The organism is Psychrobacillus sp., assembly GCF_032154225.1.
Lineage (GTDB): Bacteria > Bacillota > Bacilli > Bacillales_A > Planococcaceae > Psychrobacillus.
In genome coordinates this window covers 94073-109941 of record NZ_JALDYF010000002.1, presented here as the reverse complement: position 1 = coordinate 109941, position 15869 = coordinate 94073, and the positions used below count along the sequence as shown (strand labels likewise).

Annotated in this window: 16 protein-coding genes; 1 reads left to right on the top strand and 15 read right to left on the bottom strand. The window is 37.3% G+C overall.

Going from position 1 to position 15869, the window contains the following annotated elements; genetic code table 11:
- Positions 1-60 precede the first annotated feature (60 nt).
- On the bottom strand, positions 61-1149 hold the full coding sequence (locus tag RUH95_RS04380; protein ID WP_313891617.1) for a M42 family metallopeptidase: 1089 nt from the start codon (positions 1147-1149) through the stop codon (positions 61-63).
- Between the two features lie 69 nt (positions 1150-1218).
- Positions 1219-1704, bottom strand: coding sequence for a dUTP diphosphatase (locus RUH95_RS04375; protein ID WP_313891616.1), 486 nt, complete (start codon positions 1702-1704; stop codon positions 1219-1221).
- A gap of 94 nt (positions 1705-1798) precedes the next feature.
- Between RUH95_RS04375 and RUH95_RS04370 the strand changes: the two genes are divergently transcribed.
- On the top strand, positions 1799-2185 hold the full coding sequence (locus RUH95_RS04370; RefSeq protein WP_313891615.1) for a sigma-w pathway protein ysdB: 387 nt from the start codon (positions 1799-1801) through the stop codon (positions 2183-2185).
- Between the two features lie 94 nt (positions 2186-2279).
- Here RUH95_RS04370 and RUH95_RS04365 read toward each other — a convergent pair whose 3' ends face one another.
- The 13 genes from RUH95_RS04365 to polA form a co-directional block, all read right to left on the bottom strand.
- A complete protein-coding gene (locus RUH95_RS04365; protein WP_313891614.1) occupies positions 2280-2564 on the bottom strand; it encodes a DUF1294 domain-containing protein in 285 nt (94 codons plus the stop codon).
- Positions 2565-2711: 147 nt separating this feature from the next.
- Positions 2712-3071, bottom strand: a complete 360-nt coding sequence (gene rplT / locus RUH95_RS04360; protein ID WP_313891613.1) for a 50S ribosomal protein L20 — start codon at positions 3069-3071, stop codon at positions 2712-2714.
- A 46-nt stretch (positions 3072-3117) separates the two neighbouring features.
- Positions 3118-3318, bottom strand: a complete 201-nt coding sequence (gene rpmI / locus RUH95_RS04355) for a 50S ribosomal protein L35 (RefSeq protein ID WP_053588661.1) — start codon at positions 3316-3318, stop codon at positions 3118-3120.
- A 30-nt stretch (positions 3319-3348) separates the two neighbouring features.
- A complete protein-coding gene (gene infC, locus RUH95_RS04350; protein WP_313891612.1) occupies positions 3349-3912 on the bottom strand; it encodes a translation initiation factor IF-3 in 564 nt (187 codons plus the stop codon).
- 255 nt (positions 3913-4167) lie between these two features.
- On the bottom strand, positions 4168-6093 hold the full coding sequence (thrS, locus tag RUH95_RS04345) for a threonine--tRNA ligase (RefSeq protein ID WP_313891611.1): 1926 nt from the start codon (positions 6091-6093) through the stop codon (positions 4168-4170).
- A gap of 358 nt (positions 6094-6451) precedes the next feature.
- On the bottom strand, positions 6452-7393 hold the full coding sequence (dnaI, locus tag RUH95_RS04340; protein WP_313891610.1) for a primosomal protein DnaI: 942 nt from the start codon (positions 7391-7393) through the stop codon (positions 6452-6454).
- Between the two features lie 9 nt (positions 7394-7402).
- Positions 7403-8758, bottom strand: a complete 1356-nt coding sequence (locus RUH95_RS04335) for a replication initiation and membrane attachment family protein (protein WP_313891862.1) — start codon at positions 8756-8758, stop codon at positions 7403-7405.
- 29 nt (positions 8759-8787) lie between these two features.
- Positions 8788-9252, bottom strand: coding sequence for a transcriptional regulator NrdR (gene nrdR / locus RUH95_RS04330; protein ID WP_313891609.1), 465 nt, complete (start codon positions 9250-9252; stop codon positions 8788-8790).
- 114 nt (positions 9253-9366) lie between these two features.
- Positions 9367-9750: an adenosylmethionine decarboxylase gene (gene speD / locus RUH95_RS04325; protein WP_313891608.1), complete on the bottom strand. Its 384-nt coding sequence runs from the start codon at positions 9748-9750 to the stop codon at positions 9367-9369.
- Positions 9751-9955: 205 nt separating this feature from the next.
- Entirely contained in the window at positions 9956-10960 is a 1005-nt protein-coding gene (locus RUH95_RS04320) for a glyceraldehyde-3-phosphate dehydrogenase (protein WP_313891607.1), read from the bottom strand.
- Between the two features lie 742 nt (positions 10961-11702).
- On the bottom strand, positions 11703-12293 hold the full coding sequence (coaE, locus tag RUH95_RS04315) for a dephospho-CoA kinase (RefSeq protein WP_313891606.1): 591 nt from the start codon (positions 12291-12293) through the stop codon (positions 11703-11705).
- A gap of 12 nt (positions 12294-12305) precedes the next feature.
- Positions 12306-13178, bottom strand: a complete 873-nt coding sequence (gene mutM, locus RUH95_RS04310) for a bifunctional DNA-formamidopyrimidine glycosylase/DNA-(apurinic or apyrimidinic site) lyase (protein WP_313891605.1) — start codon at positions 13176-13178, stop codon at positions 12306-12308.
- 12 nt (positions 13179-13190) lie between these two features.
- Positions 13191-15818, bottom strand: coding sequence for a DNA polymerase I (gene polA, locus RUH95_RS04305; RefSeq protein WP_313891604.1), 2628 nt, complete (start codon positions 15816-15818; stop codon positions 13191-13193).
- Between the last annotated feature and the right edge of the window lie 51 nt (positions 15819-15869).

Below are 15869 nucleotides of genomic sequence, written 5' to 3'. Positions count from 1 at the left end.
GGGAATTAGAGTAAATGGTTCTCCATCCGTTCTTTCCCCTACTTGTACTTCACCCTTATCTTAGCTAAAAGTTAATTCATTTATCGCATCACGGTCTAATTTTTTAATCACTTCGACAATAAGCTTCACTGTATTTTCATAATCATCACGATGAAGAATGCCTGCATGTGAATGAATATAACGTGTTGCAACTCCAATAGAAAGTGCTGGAACACCGTTTAAAGAAATATGCATAGAGCCTGCATCCGTCCCACCACCAGGAATCATTTCAAATTGATAAGGAATATTGTTTTCTTCTGCTGTATCTACAACAAAATTGCGCAACCCTTTATGAGAAACCATCGATGCATCGAATAACACGATTTGTGGACCCGCACCCATTTTACTTGTCGATTCCTTTGGTGTAATTCCAGGTGTATCTCCTGCAATACCTACATCAACTGCAAATCCAATATCCGGTTGTACTTTTACAGTAGCAGTTTTTGCTCCGCGAAGTCCAACTTCTTCTTGCACAGTACCTACTCCATATACGGTATTCGGATGTTTTTCATCTTTTAAGCCTTTTAATACATCAATTGCAATCGCACAACCGATACGGTTATCCCATGCTTTCGCTAACAATAGCTTGTCATTGTTCATAACAGTAAATTCGAAATAAGGAACTACCATATCTCCTGGTAATACGCCCCACTCCATTGCTTCTTCTTTCGATGAAGCACCGATATCAATAAACATATCTTTAATATCAACTGGTTTATTGCGAGCTTCTGGTGTCAAAATATGTGGTGGTTTTGAACCAATAACTCCTGTAATATTGTCCCCTTTACGAGTTACAATTGTAACGCGTTGTGCCAACATTACTTGTGACCACCAGCCGCCTACTGTTTGGAAGCTTAAAAACCCTTTATCATCAATTTTAGAAATCATAAATCCAACTTCATCTAAGTGGCCTGCAACCATAATTTTCGGGCCATTTGCATCGCCAACTTTTTCTGCGATGATGCTACCTAGATTGTCATATTCTATTTTATCTGCGTAAGGTGTTATATATCTTTCCATTACTTCACGCGCTTCACGTTCATTTCCTGGAATTGCTTTTGCATCCGTTAAATCCTTTAGCATTGTTAATGTTGCATCTAGCTTTGTCATTATTTCGCCCTCCTAAATAACTGCTTCAAATTTATTATAAAGTATTATGAAAGCATTTACAAAATATTATTAATACCCTGTACGCTGACGCTCATAATTTTTTTCATTTTTACTAATATAAGCATTTATTACTTCCTCATTTGAAAAACCGAGTAATTTTGCAATTGCACCGTATTGAATCCACACTTCTTTATACAGCTCCATTGTAGGATTATCTAGAAAATCATGATTTGCTTTCGATGTAGATATAAATAGTTTTGTTAAATCCCCAGCTCTTTCTTCCGTTGGCCAAGATTTTATATGCTGCAAGTCTTTTTCAATGCCTAATGACAATAAAAAATGAATAGAGTCTACATACTCTTCTAAAATAATCGCTCGTTCAGATGGCCCTTTATTTGTCCAGAACTTAAAGCATCTTGTTTCATTTGCAAGTTCTGAAAGCTCGACTAAGAGTGCCAATCCTTTTTTTATAAAAACATCTTCATCTACTTGCTTATTTGATTGAATATATTCGTCTAATGCCTGCTGCATCGTAAATAGTTTTTCTAAATTCATATGTTCCTCCAAAAAAAAATTATTTATTTTGAAACCAAACTACCTCTTCTATCGTATAGCAGGTACTAGGTATTTTACAAGGAGGACATTTAACATGATTTTCATACTTCGACTACTAATTATAACCCTTATTATATATGCTTTTTATAAGATTCTTCGTTATTTGTTTGATCCGAAAAGAAAATTAGATGAAGCATATGAAAAAGAACAGTACTATTTTTATGATGATATAAAAAATGTTCGCAAAAACTTTTTCATTACGTATAAAGGAGCCTTATTTGAAGGTGAAAAGTATTTGGGCACAACTGATCAATCATTTGAAATAGTATCTATTTTCATCTGGACAAAAAATTATTCTGAACTTCAAGGTCTTACAAAGGAAGATTTTCGTTTCTTGCAAAATGAAATACGCATGAATTACCCATCTGCGAATATAAATTGGAAAAGCCCAATCGAACAGTTAATGAAAGACGAAGTATAAGTAAGCGGCTGATTTTGAGATACTCAGATAATCTTTGAGTATCTCACAAAATCTCGAAGTGCCTCAAAATTATATGAATAAAAAAGCGAACAGCCTATGCAATCACAGGGTTGTTCGCTTTTACTATCCAAAAAATTAAAAATGCATATAAAATCATCAGCATGAGAAATCCGACGCGGAAATTCGTATGCTTTGTTTTATGACGAAACATTTGCATGCCTAGATAAGCACCGATTCCGCCTCCACATACCGCTAATGTCCATAAAGTGCGCTCCGATACACGTTGCCCACGTTTTTTGGCCTGTGATTTATCATAGCCCATTACACCGAAAGCTATAACAGACATGATTAATATAAATAAAAGCAACATTTGTTCCATGATTAGCTCCTTTAAACTACTATAGTAGAAATCTCTTTCTATTTTAACATACGGAGTAGCTACGACCGAATATTTTCGTCACGTACAACTTCAAATAAAAAAACGCTCATAAAAGGAAGAATCCCTTATGAGCGTTTTATATTAAAATTACTTAGCGATTGCTTTTTTTGCTGCATCTGCTAATTGTGTGAATGCTTGAGCATCTGTCACAGCTAGGTCAGCTAACATTTTACGGTTAACTTCGATTTCAGCTAATTTCAATCCGTGCATTAAACGGCTATAAGAAAGTCCGTTCATACGTGCTGCCGCATTGATACGTGTAATCCATAGTCTACGGAAATCACGTTTTTTGTTGCGACGGTCACGGTATGCATACATGAATGATTTCATTACTTGTTGGTTAGCAACTTTGTATAATGTATGTTTAGAACCGTAATAACCTTTAGCTAATTTTAATACTTTTTTACGACGACGTTTAGTTACTGGTGTGCTTTTTACGCGTGGCATGATTCATTACCTCCTGCTATTCTTTCGAATGATTGAATTTCTGTTATTATTTCATGTAAGTTAATAAAGTTTTGATACGTTTGTAATCGCCTGAAGATGCTACTTTAGTTTTACGTAGTTTACGTTTTGCTTTAGTAGATTTGTTAGCGAATAAGTGGCTTCCAAAAGCACGGTCATGTTTTAATTTTCCAGTCCCGGTTTTTTTGAAACGCTTTGCAGCTCCACGGTGAGTTTTCATTTTCGGCATGTCGAATTCCTCCTAAACAATTGTACTCTATTACTGTTTTTCATTCTTTGGTGCAAGCACTAAGAACATACTACGGCCATCCATTTTCGGTTTTGACTCGATAGTGGATACTTCCGTACAAGCTTCTGCAAATCTATCTAAAACTCGTTGTCCGATCTCTTTATGAGTGATGGCACGACCTTTAAAGCGAATAGATGCTTTCACTTTATCTCCTTTTTCAAGGAACTTGATCGCGTTTTTCAATTTCGTTTGGAAATCATGCTCATCGATTGTTGGGCTCAAACGAACCTCTTTCATCACGATGATTTTTTGATTTTTACGAACTTCACGATCTTTCTTCTGCTGCTCAAATTTGAATTTACCATAGTCCATGATACGAGCGACCGGCGGCTTGGCCTGAGGAGCCACAAGGACAAGATCCAAATTAACACGGCCGGCAATTTCAAGTGCTTCATTACGCGTTTTTAATCCTAATTGATCGCCATTTTGGTCGATAACTCGTATTTCGCGTGCTCTAATGCCGTCGTTTACATACATGTCTTTGCTAATAACAATCCACCTCCTGATAGTGTCGCGAATACATGGTTTGGGCATAAATTCTGTAGTAGCGAACTACTTACGCCTGGTTCGACCAATAAAAAAAGCGAACAGACATAAGTTTTATGTCTGCCCGCCGATATGAGTACATGTAGCTAACTACATGTTACATTCGATCGTGTGTCTACCAGTCAACAACTTAATGTGTCAAACAGGTGAGAAGCGGGCAGCCTCTTCTTATACCACAAACTTGTATTCAATAACCTTATTTACTATATCATCTACTTTAAAACATGTCAACACTTTAAATGATTAATGTTGGGTTTCTTGCAAAATACGCTCTAGGAATTCAGCAAATGGAATACTTTCTGATTGCTGTTCTCCGTATTTACGCACATTTACATTACCAGATTCTAATTCTTTATCGCCTAGAACGAGCATATACGGAACTTTTTGCATTTGCGCTTCACGAATTTTATAGCCAAGTTTTTCTTCACGGTCATCCATTTCTACTCGTAAACCAGCAGCAACTAATTGCTCCTCGATTTGTTTGGCAAATTCGAAATGCACTTCATTCGATACTGGAATAATTTCTACTTGAACTGGAGCTAACCAAGTTGGGAATGCACCTTTATATTCTTCGATTAGAAATGCAACAAAACGTTCCATTGTCGAGACGACTCCGCGGTGAATGACAACTGGACGATGAGGTTTCCCATCTTCTCCAACATAAGAAAGATCAAAGCGTTCTGGCAATAAGAAATCAAGTTGAACAGTTGATAATGTTTCTTCTTTACCAATAGCCGTTTTCACTTGAACATCTAATTTCGGGCCGTAGAATGCTGCTTCTCCTTCAGCCTCGAAATAATCTAAGCCTAACTCATCCATCGCTTCTTTTAACATGCTTTGTGCTTTTTCCCACATAGCATCGTCATCAAAATATTTTTCTTTATCTGCTGGGTCACGATAAGACACGCGGAAAGAATAGTCTTTTAAATCAAAGTCCTTATAAACAGAAATGATTAACTCCACTACTTTTTTGAACTCTGCCTTAATTTGATCAGGTCTTACGAAAAGATGCGCATCATTCAATGTCATTCCTCGCACACGCTGTAAACCAGAAACCGCTCCAGACATTTCATAACGATGCATTGTACCAAGTTCAGCAATACGTAAAGGTAGATTACGGTATGAATGCATGCCATTTTTGAAAATCATCATATGATGAGGGCAGTTCATCGGACGTAATACTAATGTTTCGTTGTCCATTACCATTGGAGGGAACATAGAATCTTGGTAATGATCCCAGTGTCCTGATGTTTCATAAAGCTCTTTTGAGCCAAGCACTGGCGTATACACATGCTTATAGCCAAGTTTAAGTTCTTTATCTACGATATAACGCTCGATTACACGGCGAATTGTTGCACCATTTGGCAACCATAGCGGCAAACCTTGACCAACTTTTAAAGAGTTTGTAAATAACGCTAATTCTTTTCCGATTTTACGGTGATCACGTTCTTTTGCTTCTTCTAACATTTGTAAATGTGCTTGAAGATCTTCTTTTTTGAAAAATGCAGTTCCGTAAATACGTTGAAGCATTTTATTGTCACTATTTCCGCGCCAGTAAGCTCCAGCAATGCTTAATAATTTGAACTCTTTCAGTTTTCCTGTTGAAGGCACATGCACTCCGCGGCAAAGGTCGAAAAAGTCGCCTTGCTCGTAAATAGAAACTTGTTCTCCTGCTGGAATTGCTTCAAGTAATTCTACTTTATACTCATCGTCTTTAAACTTTTCAAATGCATCTTCACGAGATACATCATGACGCACCACTTCTATATTTTCATTGATAATTTTTTTCATTTCTTTTTCGATTAACGCCAAATCATCTGCTGTAATTGGTTCTGGAGAATCGATATCATAATAAAATCCGTTTTCAATAACTGGTCCAATACCTAGCTTCACATCTTTGAACAGGCGTTTAACTGCTTGTGCAAGTACATGTGCTGAACTATGACGTAAAATTTCTAATCCTTCGTCTGATTCAGGAGTAACAATTGCAATATCACCATCTTTTGTAATAGGTGATTTCAAGTCAATTAGCTGTCCGCTTAATTTACCTGCTAATGCTTTCTTACGTAACCCTGGACTAATGGACTGAGCAATTTCTTCTGTTGTTGTAGACATTGGAAATTCCTTCACTGCTCCATCTGGAAATTTCAATTGAATCATTTCTGCCATTTTGAACACTCCTTTTAGTTTTGAATATAGTCGAGAGAACATATAATCATTTTTAGACAAAATAAAAAACCCCATCCCTAAAAAGGGACGAGGTTAAATCGTGGTTCCACCCTTCTTCTGTCCATTCAATAAAAAATAGACGAAGCTCTGCATCGGTTAACGGACCGGTGACCGGCAACTGCTATATAAATTTACAGTTACTGCTCCGAGGTGGTAAATCGATTGTCGGTTCTTAAGAAGCTTTCAGCCAGGGCTTCTCTCTCTATAAAGTCGTACAAACTGATTGTTGTTCTCATCAACGCATATGTTTATTCTTATGAAAATGATTATACTTTACCGAAAAGTCTTTTGCAAGTTGTTATTTATTTTCTCGCCAGTTCTTTCCATGAAGTGCAATCGGGATAGTCAGTGTACGAATTCGTTCCATAATTCTTCCTGCTTTCACGACTTCCTTTTCCCCGCGCTGCGTGAAGGATAAATTATCCTGTAAATCCTCGTAATTGAAGTTAGATGATATAAACGTCGGCAATTGCTCCGACATTCTATAATGTAGAATAGTGCCTAAAATCTCATCTCTCGTCCAACTGGACATTACTTCGGCACCTAAGTCATCTAGCATAAGTACAGGTGCTCGTTTCACAAATTCGATTTTTTCAGCCAACGACTGATCTTGTATCGCTTGTTTCATTTCTCTTAAAAACTCAGGCACGTATACGACGACAGAATGAACATGTAGAGCTGCCAGTTCATTTGCTAAAGCACCTAATAAATACGATTTCCCTACACCAAACGGACCGTAAATGTACAGCCCTTTCTTTGGCAACGTATTCGTACGCTTCCACTCATTTAAAAAGGCGTTCGCTGCACTAACGGCTACTACACGGCTGTCATCTTTTAAATCAACAGTTGCAAGAGTCGCTTCCATTACTTCTTTGGACATATGAATGCTATCTATCATAGAAGTTACTTTTTTCCGTTCATCTTCTATCACGCCACGTTTACAGCGTACAAATGCAGAATCGATGAAATTACGATCTAAAACAAGCTTTGGCTCGAATCCTTTTAAATTATTTATGCATTGCTCTAAAGAAGGACATGATTCGCAATTATGCGATGAAGTCTTATATTCATATAATTTGCTCAGGCTTCGATCCACTACTTTTGGTGTAATAGTAGCAGCATTTTCTTCTAGAAACTTTTTTATTCCTGGATCTTCCAGCACTTCTGCTTTCATATCATCTAGTCTTGTTGTAAATTCAGGAGTTATAACTCTTTTTAATGTTTCATTTATCCGTTCCATTTCCGTCACCTACCTTTTAGTCATACCGAGTTCAGCTATTAGTTTTTGTCGTTCTTCATCTATATTTTGAATACCATTCGTTTCTGCTCCCGATAACTTCGTTTCCCCATCTTTTTTATAAAACCAGTCAGGTACTTTTTCTTCTCTTGTTGGCTTTTTAGCATACGTTTTTTGCTTTGATCCTTCATTTTTCCACTTTATGTACTGCTCATGTTCATTTCTAGCAAGCTCCATCGCTTCTTTTGCTGTCTTCACATCTTTTCTCATCCAATGTGAAGCTATTTTTTCCGCATAGCTTTTCGTCAGTTTCATATCCGTACGCAACAAAACATACTGAAGTAAAACATTTACGACACCAACTGGAATTTTATAATGTGTAACTAATTGGTTAGCTAACTGTACATCCGCAAGAATCGGTTCTTTTCCATTTGCAATATCCTTTAACACAGTTACTGGTGAAGATGTTTCTAAGTAGTGAATAAGCTCCTCTTCTTTTGTTAAAGGATTGTCACTTACTTGTTGCACCTTTTTAGGCTCCACTACTTTTTGAATAACCGGAGCAACTTTCGATATCGTTAACTTATAATAATCCGCACATGCTTTTTTCAATCGAGCATCGGACAATTGCAACTCATCATCTAGTGCAAGAATAACGACTTTTTGCATTTCTATCGGATTCAAATTATATAAAAATGAAAGCTTTGAAATAACTTCTTTCGCTTCAATCGTCATCGCCGACTTTGGCACAAGTTGTTCAGACAATCCTTCTTCCAATAAAGAAAAATTAAACGACTCGAAATAGAAAGGAAGATCCGAATTCCGTTCCTTTGATTCAAACTGCTCCTCATGAGAAACAGGAATCCCTGTTTGAGTTGACGGTTTAAATACATCCATAAATGTTCGAGAAACATCTCTAAATTCATCTTTCCAATTAGCATTTTGGATAAAGCGAGCTCTTAATTGCTTATATGCATTTTCTCCGACTTTATTGAGCAAAAACATCGATAATAGCGGGTCTTTTAAAAAGGAGTCTGCATCCAAAGGAGCCGAAAGCTCATAATAGAAAGTGCGCCCACTATCAGTTGTTTTTTGCCATGTACGCAGTAGACCAATTGCCTCCAGTGTAATTCTAGCTTGAAATATTTTCCCTATAGATGTACCAAGAACATTCATCAGATGATAATGAGCCCATTGCTCGTCCTTCTTTAGCTCTCCGTTTGCCCATAATGTTAAATATAAACTGACACTTTCAGCACCAATTAGTGGTTGATAAAACAATGTTAATAATTGACGGTCATAATCTGAAAAAGAATACGGCAGGCGAATCATATACATGTCTGCTGGTTGAAGCTCCTTATATAACATCGACAACTGCACCTACTCCTCTCTACTTCTTATAATGTTGGGTTTTTCTTTAAAATCTCTTTCAGTTCATCGATAAAAACATTAATATCTTTGAATTGACGATAAACAGAAGCAAAACGAACATAAGCAACTTCATCTACTTCTGAAAGCTTATCCATCACTTTTTCTCCAACTTCTTCTGTCCGCACTTCTGCGTTTCCAGTTCTTCGAAGCTCTTTTTCAATAGAAAATACGATATCTTCTAATTGATCTAAAGCAACTGGGCGTTTTTCGCATGCACGTATTAAACCTCTTAGTACTTTTTCTCTGCTAAATTCTTCACGGGAACCATCTTTTTTCACAACGATTAATGGAGTTTCTTCTACTTTTTCAAATGTAGTAAATCGGAAACTACAGTCTTCACATTCCCGTCTTCTTCTTATCGCCTTACTGTCATCCACTGGACGTGAATCTACAACCTTTGTGCCATTATACTGACAAGCCGGGCATCTCATATTGACCTCTCCTAATTCCATACGTTAATTTATATATCTATTATAGCAATATTCTTCATAAAAATCGAAAAAGCAGAGGAATATATCCTCTGCTCACTCAGTTAGGCTAAAGTATTACGCTTGAACTGTCGTGCGTGATTTAGGTACACTTACTGGACCCATACCACGAGGCATTTCAATCGTTTCGCGTGTTCCAGCATTAAGAGCATCTGCAATATAGTTAGCAGCAATTGATGGATCTAAGTCTCCACAAGTATACACATCGATGCTTGCATAACCATGCTCTGGAAAGCTGTGAATCGTTAAATGCGATTCTGAAATAATAACGACTCCACTTACACCTTGAGGCGCAAATTTATGAAATGCAACTTCTCTGACTTCTGCACCAGATTTTAATGCAGCATCAACAAATGTTTGCTCGATAAATTGCATGTCGTTAAGTTTATCGAAATCGCATTCCCATAGTTCTGCAATAATGTGACGTCCCATCGTTTCCAATGTCCGTTTCCCCCTTTGATAAATTTTGGTTTAAAAATTTAAAAATCAAAGTTGACTACCACGGGGGAAAGTTAGTCCAAAGAGGTCCCAACCCTTTAAGTAGTCTGTGTATGTTAAGTACACGATTTTCATTATAGGATGTTTTACTTCATTATGCAACATATAATAAATCCCCCTCCTTTAAAAGGAAGAGGATTCAAGCAATTTAAAGACCAGTTGCTACTTTTTTCGCTAAGTCTATAACGCGCGCCGAATAGCCCCACTCGTTATCATACCAAGCAAGTACTTTCACTTTACGATCCCCAATTACCATTGTCGTTAAGCCATCAACCGTCGCTGAATAAGCCGTTGTATTAAAGTCAATCGATACAAGTGGCTCCATCGAAAATTTAAGAACGCCTTCCATAGACCCTTCGGAAGCTTTAATAAATGCTGCATTTACTTCTTCTACCGTAACATCCTTTTGTAAATCGACTACTAAATCGACTAATGAAACATTCGGCGTAGGCACACGTAAAGCCATACCATGCAATTTCCCTTGTAATTCAGGCATTACTAATGTAAGGGCTTTCGCAGCTCCAGTAGAAGTTGGAATAATCGATTGTGCACAAGAACGAGCACGTCTTAAATCCTTATGTGGATTATCTAAATTATTTTGATCATTCGTATATGCATGAACTGTCGTCATTAATCCATTTTCAATCCCAAATGTGTCATGTAACACTTTCGCAACAGGAGCTAAACAGTTTGTTGTACAGCTTGCATTCGAAATAATATGATGATTTGCGATATCTAATTTGTCATCATTAACACCCATCACAATTGTTATATCCTCATTTTTCGCAGGAGCAGTAATAATTACTTTTTTAGCTCCAGCTTGTAAATGAGCAGCTGCTTTTTCACCATCATTAAATTTCCCTGTTGATTCGATTACAATATCGATGTTCAATTCTTTCCAAGGTAAGTTTAATGGATCGCGATCATTAACGATTTGTACACGCTTACCATTTACAATTAGTGCATTTTCTTCTATTGAAACTTCTCCTGGAAAAACTCCGTGAGTTGAATCATATTTGATCAAATGCGCTAACGTTTCCAACGGATATCTTGCATTTATTGCTACAATATTCAAGTCATCTTGTAAAATTGCTTGGCGAAATACCATTCGTCCAATTCGTCCAAAACCGTTTATTGCGATAGAAGCTGTCATGTGAAAAAGTCCTCCTGTGACTGTGTGATACTTTATATTTGTTTATCCACAATTAGTATAACACATATTCGATATCATGTAGCCTCAATTCCGTATTCTAAAAAAATTCTTTTATTCAGATAATAATAATAATCGTAAACCACGCGTGTTGATTAACCACTTTATTCAATTTAGTGGTTTCGGTAGGGATTTGCGCTACAGAGGCGGACGCTTACCGCGGGCACGGCTTTAGCAGCTTCCTTCACTTCGTTCAGTCCAGGGTCTTCAGCTCAGTGCTCCTGCGGTTACTCGTCGCAGAAAACATCTGCTTTCCCCGCTGGTGTCGCCACCTCTTTCGCTCCAATCCAATGGAACATGTCAGGAACTTTCAGACTACCCCTCTATAAGACTTTTCCAACTAAACCTGCTTTTTTTCTAACTAAAACGTAGAGTGCAAGATGGGAAAGTAAATGAAAATAGAAAATGGATTGTCCCATTTTATCGTTAAGCTATATGATTACAAACCTATATAAATAGAGATTTACTGAATGCCGTAGCGCGTCGGGCCGCATGAGCCGAAGTATGAGACCCACTTGAGCGCAGCACAAGTTGGCTCATGCAAGGTGCGGCAAGCGCGAAGGCATAGGGACTATTCACTATGACGCACTATTTAGCACACATTTTCAAGAAATAGGATATGATCGTAAACATAAAATAGGCTATTGCAAGCGACTTAGTCACTTACAATAGCCTATTCATCAAACTAATTTTCCCACACAGCCAATATTTTCTTCAACTGTTCTTCTGTATACGCAACCGTTCCATTATTGTAAATGACAGCATCCGCACCTTGCTCTTTAATCGAAAGCGGCAACTGAGATTGAATGCGTGATTTCGCTTCCTCCAGCGTATAATTATTTCTAGCTATCAGCCTAGCAAGTTGAATCTCTTCCGTGACAGTCACCACTAATATTTTATCTACATAATGCTGGAGCTTACTTTCAAATAACAAAGGAATATCCATCACAATATGACGATGACCCACCGCGAGCAATTCATCTTTTTGACGCAACATCTCTGCTCGAATAGCCGGATGAATAATATCATTTAATTGTTTTCGCTTTAATGGATTAGAAAAAATAATATCTCCTAATTTTTCACGATGAAGTGAACCATCTTGCATGATTACTTCTTCCCCGAAGGCTTCCTTGATCACCTCAAGCGTTTTCGTTCCTTTTTCGACAACAACGCGAGCAACTAAATCGGCATCAATAATGGGATACTCCAATGCTTTAAGCATATTCGAAACCGTACTTTTTCCACTAGCTATACTTCCCGTTAAACCAATAATCATATAACCCCTCCATTACTTTTGACAAGTCGCACAATAAGTGGAGGTTCTTCCTCCTATTGTTTGCTGCTTTGTTATTGCATCACAAATAGGACAATTCTTTTTACCATACATTTGAAGTCTATTTTGCATATTTCCTGACTCACCATTAATCGAACGGTAATCGGAAATTGTACTGCCCCCATTATGAATACTGTCTAACAGCACGACAACGATTTCATTGAATAACTGAATTTTTCTTTCCTTACTAATGCGTTTCACTTTTCGACCTGGATGCATCCTCATGCGAAACAATGATTCGGTCGCATATATATTTCCACAACCGGAAACTATATGCCCATCCATTATGAACTCTTTAATCGCTTTATTTTCATATTTAGGCAATACACTCTTCTCTAAATAATGCTCTAAAGCTCCTACATCAAAAGGCTCCGGTGCCATTAGCAATAAAGGAGGGTGATCCACTTCGCTTATTAATAAACGAAGCTCTCCAAAACGACGAATATCTGCATATACGAGCAAATCTCCATTATCTAAATGTAAAATAATATGCGAATGTTTCCTAAACTTTTCCTCTAAAATATCATGTAAATCCCGCACATAAAACCAAGCACCTGACATACCGAGATGAGAAACAAGCAAATATGGAACTCCATCTTTCAACAAATGAAAATAAATATATTTCGAACGTCTCTCAATTCGGTCAATAGTCATTTGCGGTATTGCTTCACAAAAACTATCTACGTCCATCCCTTTTAAAATCGCTTCTTTTCCAATCGCTTTCGAAGTAATAATCGTCTCTGAAATGTCGACAGATTGAATCGTTCGTCCAGTAACAATTGGTTTTAATGATTGTACAAGACCTTCCACCTCTGGTAATTCAGGCATTTCATACACTCCTTACTTCGTTTCGTACCATGATGAACCGTATGCATACTCCACTTTTAACGGAACATTTAATCGGATGGCAGATTCCATTACTTCTGGCACAATTTTTTCAAGTAGAGGAATTTCTTCTATTGGCGCTTCAAAAATCAATTCATCATGCACTTGCAATAACATTTTTGTTTGCATCTTTTCATCGATTAAACGCTGTGCCATATCAATCATTGCCTTTTTAATAATGTCAGCAGCGCTTCCTTGAATCGGCGTATTCATCGCAGTACGCTCTGCAAAACTACGTAAATTAAAATTAGAGCTCGTAATTTCAGGTAAGTATCTTCTTCTATTCAAAATAGTTGTGACATACCCTTTTTGTTTTGCTTCTTGCACAATATCATCCATATACCCTTTTACACCCGGGAAACTGCTTAAATATTGATCAATAAATGTTGCAGCATCTTTTCGTGTAATATTTAAGTTTTGAGATAAGCCATAGTCACTAATCCCATAAACAATTCCAAAGTTAACAGCCTTAGCAGCGCGTCTCATATCAGATGTCACTTCTTCTTTTTCCACATGGAATACGTCCATTGCTGTTTTCGTATGAATGTCCATGTTTTGATTGAAAGCTTCCACTAATTTTTCATCTTCCGACATATGTGCCAGCACTCTAAGCTCGATTTGCGAGTAATCGGCCGCAAACATTACCCAGTTTGGATGGGAAGGTACGAAAGCCTTTCTAATTTTTCTACCTTCCTCTAAACGAACAGGAATGTTTTGCAAGTTAGGATTAATAGAACTTAATCGACCAGTTGAAGTGAGTGCTTGCTGGTAACGTGTATGGATTTTCCCGTCTGATTCATGAATTTCCTTCAACAACCCTTCAATATACGTCGATTGCAATTTACCTAATTGACGATAATGAAGAATTTGTTCAATAATTTCATGCTCACTTGCAAGCTTTTCTAATACATCCGCAGCTGTCGAATAACCCGTTTTCGTTTTCTTCAACGGAGTTAGTCCAATTTTTTCAAACAAAATAACACCTAACTGCTTAGGCGAATTAATATTAAATTCTTCCCCAGCTAATGCGTAAATTTCTTTTTCAATAACGAGAAGCTTCTGCTCTAAATCTTGTCCCATATCTTTTAAAACTTGCTCATCTACTTTCACTCCGTCTGATTCCATCGTGCCAAGAATCAACGCAAGTGGTACTTCTAACTCTTTATACAATCTGTATTGCTCATTTTCTTCTAGTTTTTCTTCAAGCGTCGGCTTTAAAATCCATACTGCTTGCGCTTTTCTACTAGCATGCTCTGCAAGTTTCTCCATTTCAGGAGTCGCTTTTTTCGCACCTTTTCCATATACATTTTCATCTGTTAACACATTATAATAGCCAAATTCTTTCGCCATCGTCGAAACATCAGGTGAAGAAATAGAAGGATTAACAATATAGGCAGCTAAAAGCAAGTCAAAATCCGCGCCAGCCAAGCTTACATTATGCTTTCTGCTAACCGCTTGAGCAGCTTTTGTATCTACTAAATATTTTTTCTTCGTTTCATCTTCCAACCACGCACAAAATTCCTTTGACCCAAAAGCAATCGAGCCTGGAATAAAATACGAATGCTCACCATCAGATAAAGCAATTCCTAATAATTCACTCGTATGATATTGCTCATCATACATTTCCAAGTGAACAGCCATCTCGTCTTTTAAAATAGATGTTTGAATTTTTTCAAGCATTTCAAACTTCATTTCCGAAGTCGTTTGCTCTTCTGCAACATATTCCGACTTCTCCAAAAGCGTTTTAAAAGAAAGCTCTTTCCAAACAGCCGTTACATTTTCCATGTCTGGCCCACTATACACTAAATCAGCAACCGATACTTCAATCGGTGCATGGATCTCAATTGTAGCAAGTACTTTACTCATTTTAGCTTGCTCTTCATTTGCAACTAGCTTTTCTTTTAACTTCACACCACTAACCGTATCTAATGCCTGATAAAGATTTTCTACAGAACCATGCTCTTTTAATAGCTTGATCGCCGTCTTTTCTCCTACTCCAGGAACTCCAGGAATATTATCCGATGCATCTCCCATAAGCCCCTTCATATCAATAATTTGAAGAGGGGTTAGTCCATACTTTTCTTCTATATGAGCAGGTGAGTACTTTTCAATATCCGTAATCCCTTTTCTAGTAATGTATACAGTTGTATTGTCCGTTGCAAGCTGCGTTAAATCTTTATCTCCCGATACAATAACAACCTTTTGTCCAGCTGCATCCGCTTGCTTACTTAACGTCCCAATAATATCATCCGCTTCATACATATCCAGCTCGTAACGCTTAATACCGTAAGCATCAATTAGCTTACGTATGTACGGAAATTGCTCCGATAATTCCGGTGGTGTTTTCTGTCTCCCACCTTTATATTCTCCAAAAGTAGTGTGTCGGAAAGTCGTTTTTCCAGCATCAAATGCAACAAGCATATGAGTCGGATTTTCTTCCTCCATTATTTTTTGAAGCATTAACGTAAAACCGTAAACTGCATTCGTATGAATCCCATTTTCATTTGTTAATAAAGGTAAAGCAAAAAAAGCACGATATGCAAGACTATTCCCGTCCAATAAAAGAACTTTTTCGGATGTCATAAAAATTCACTCCTCATAATCAAATTCGCTGAATTAAGTTAAATAAAACCG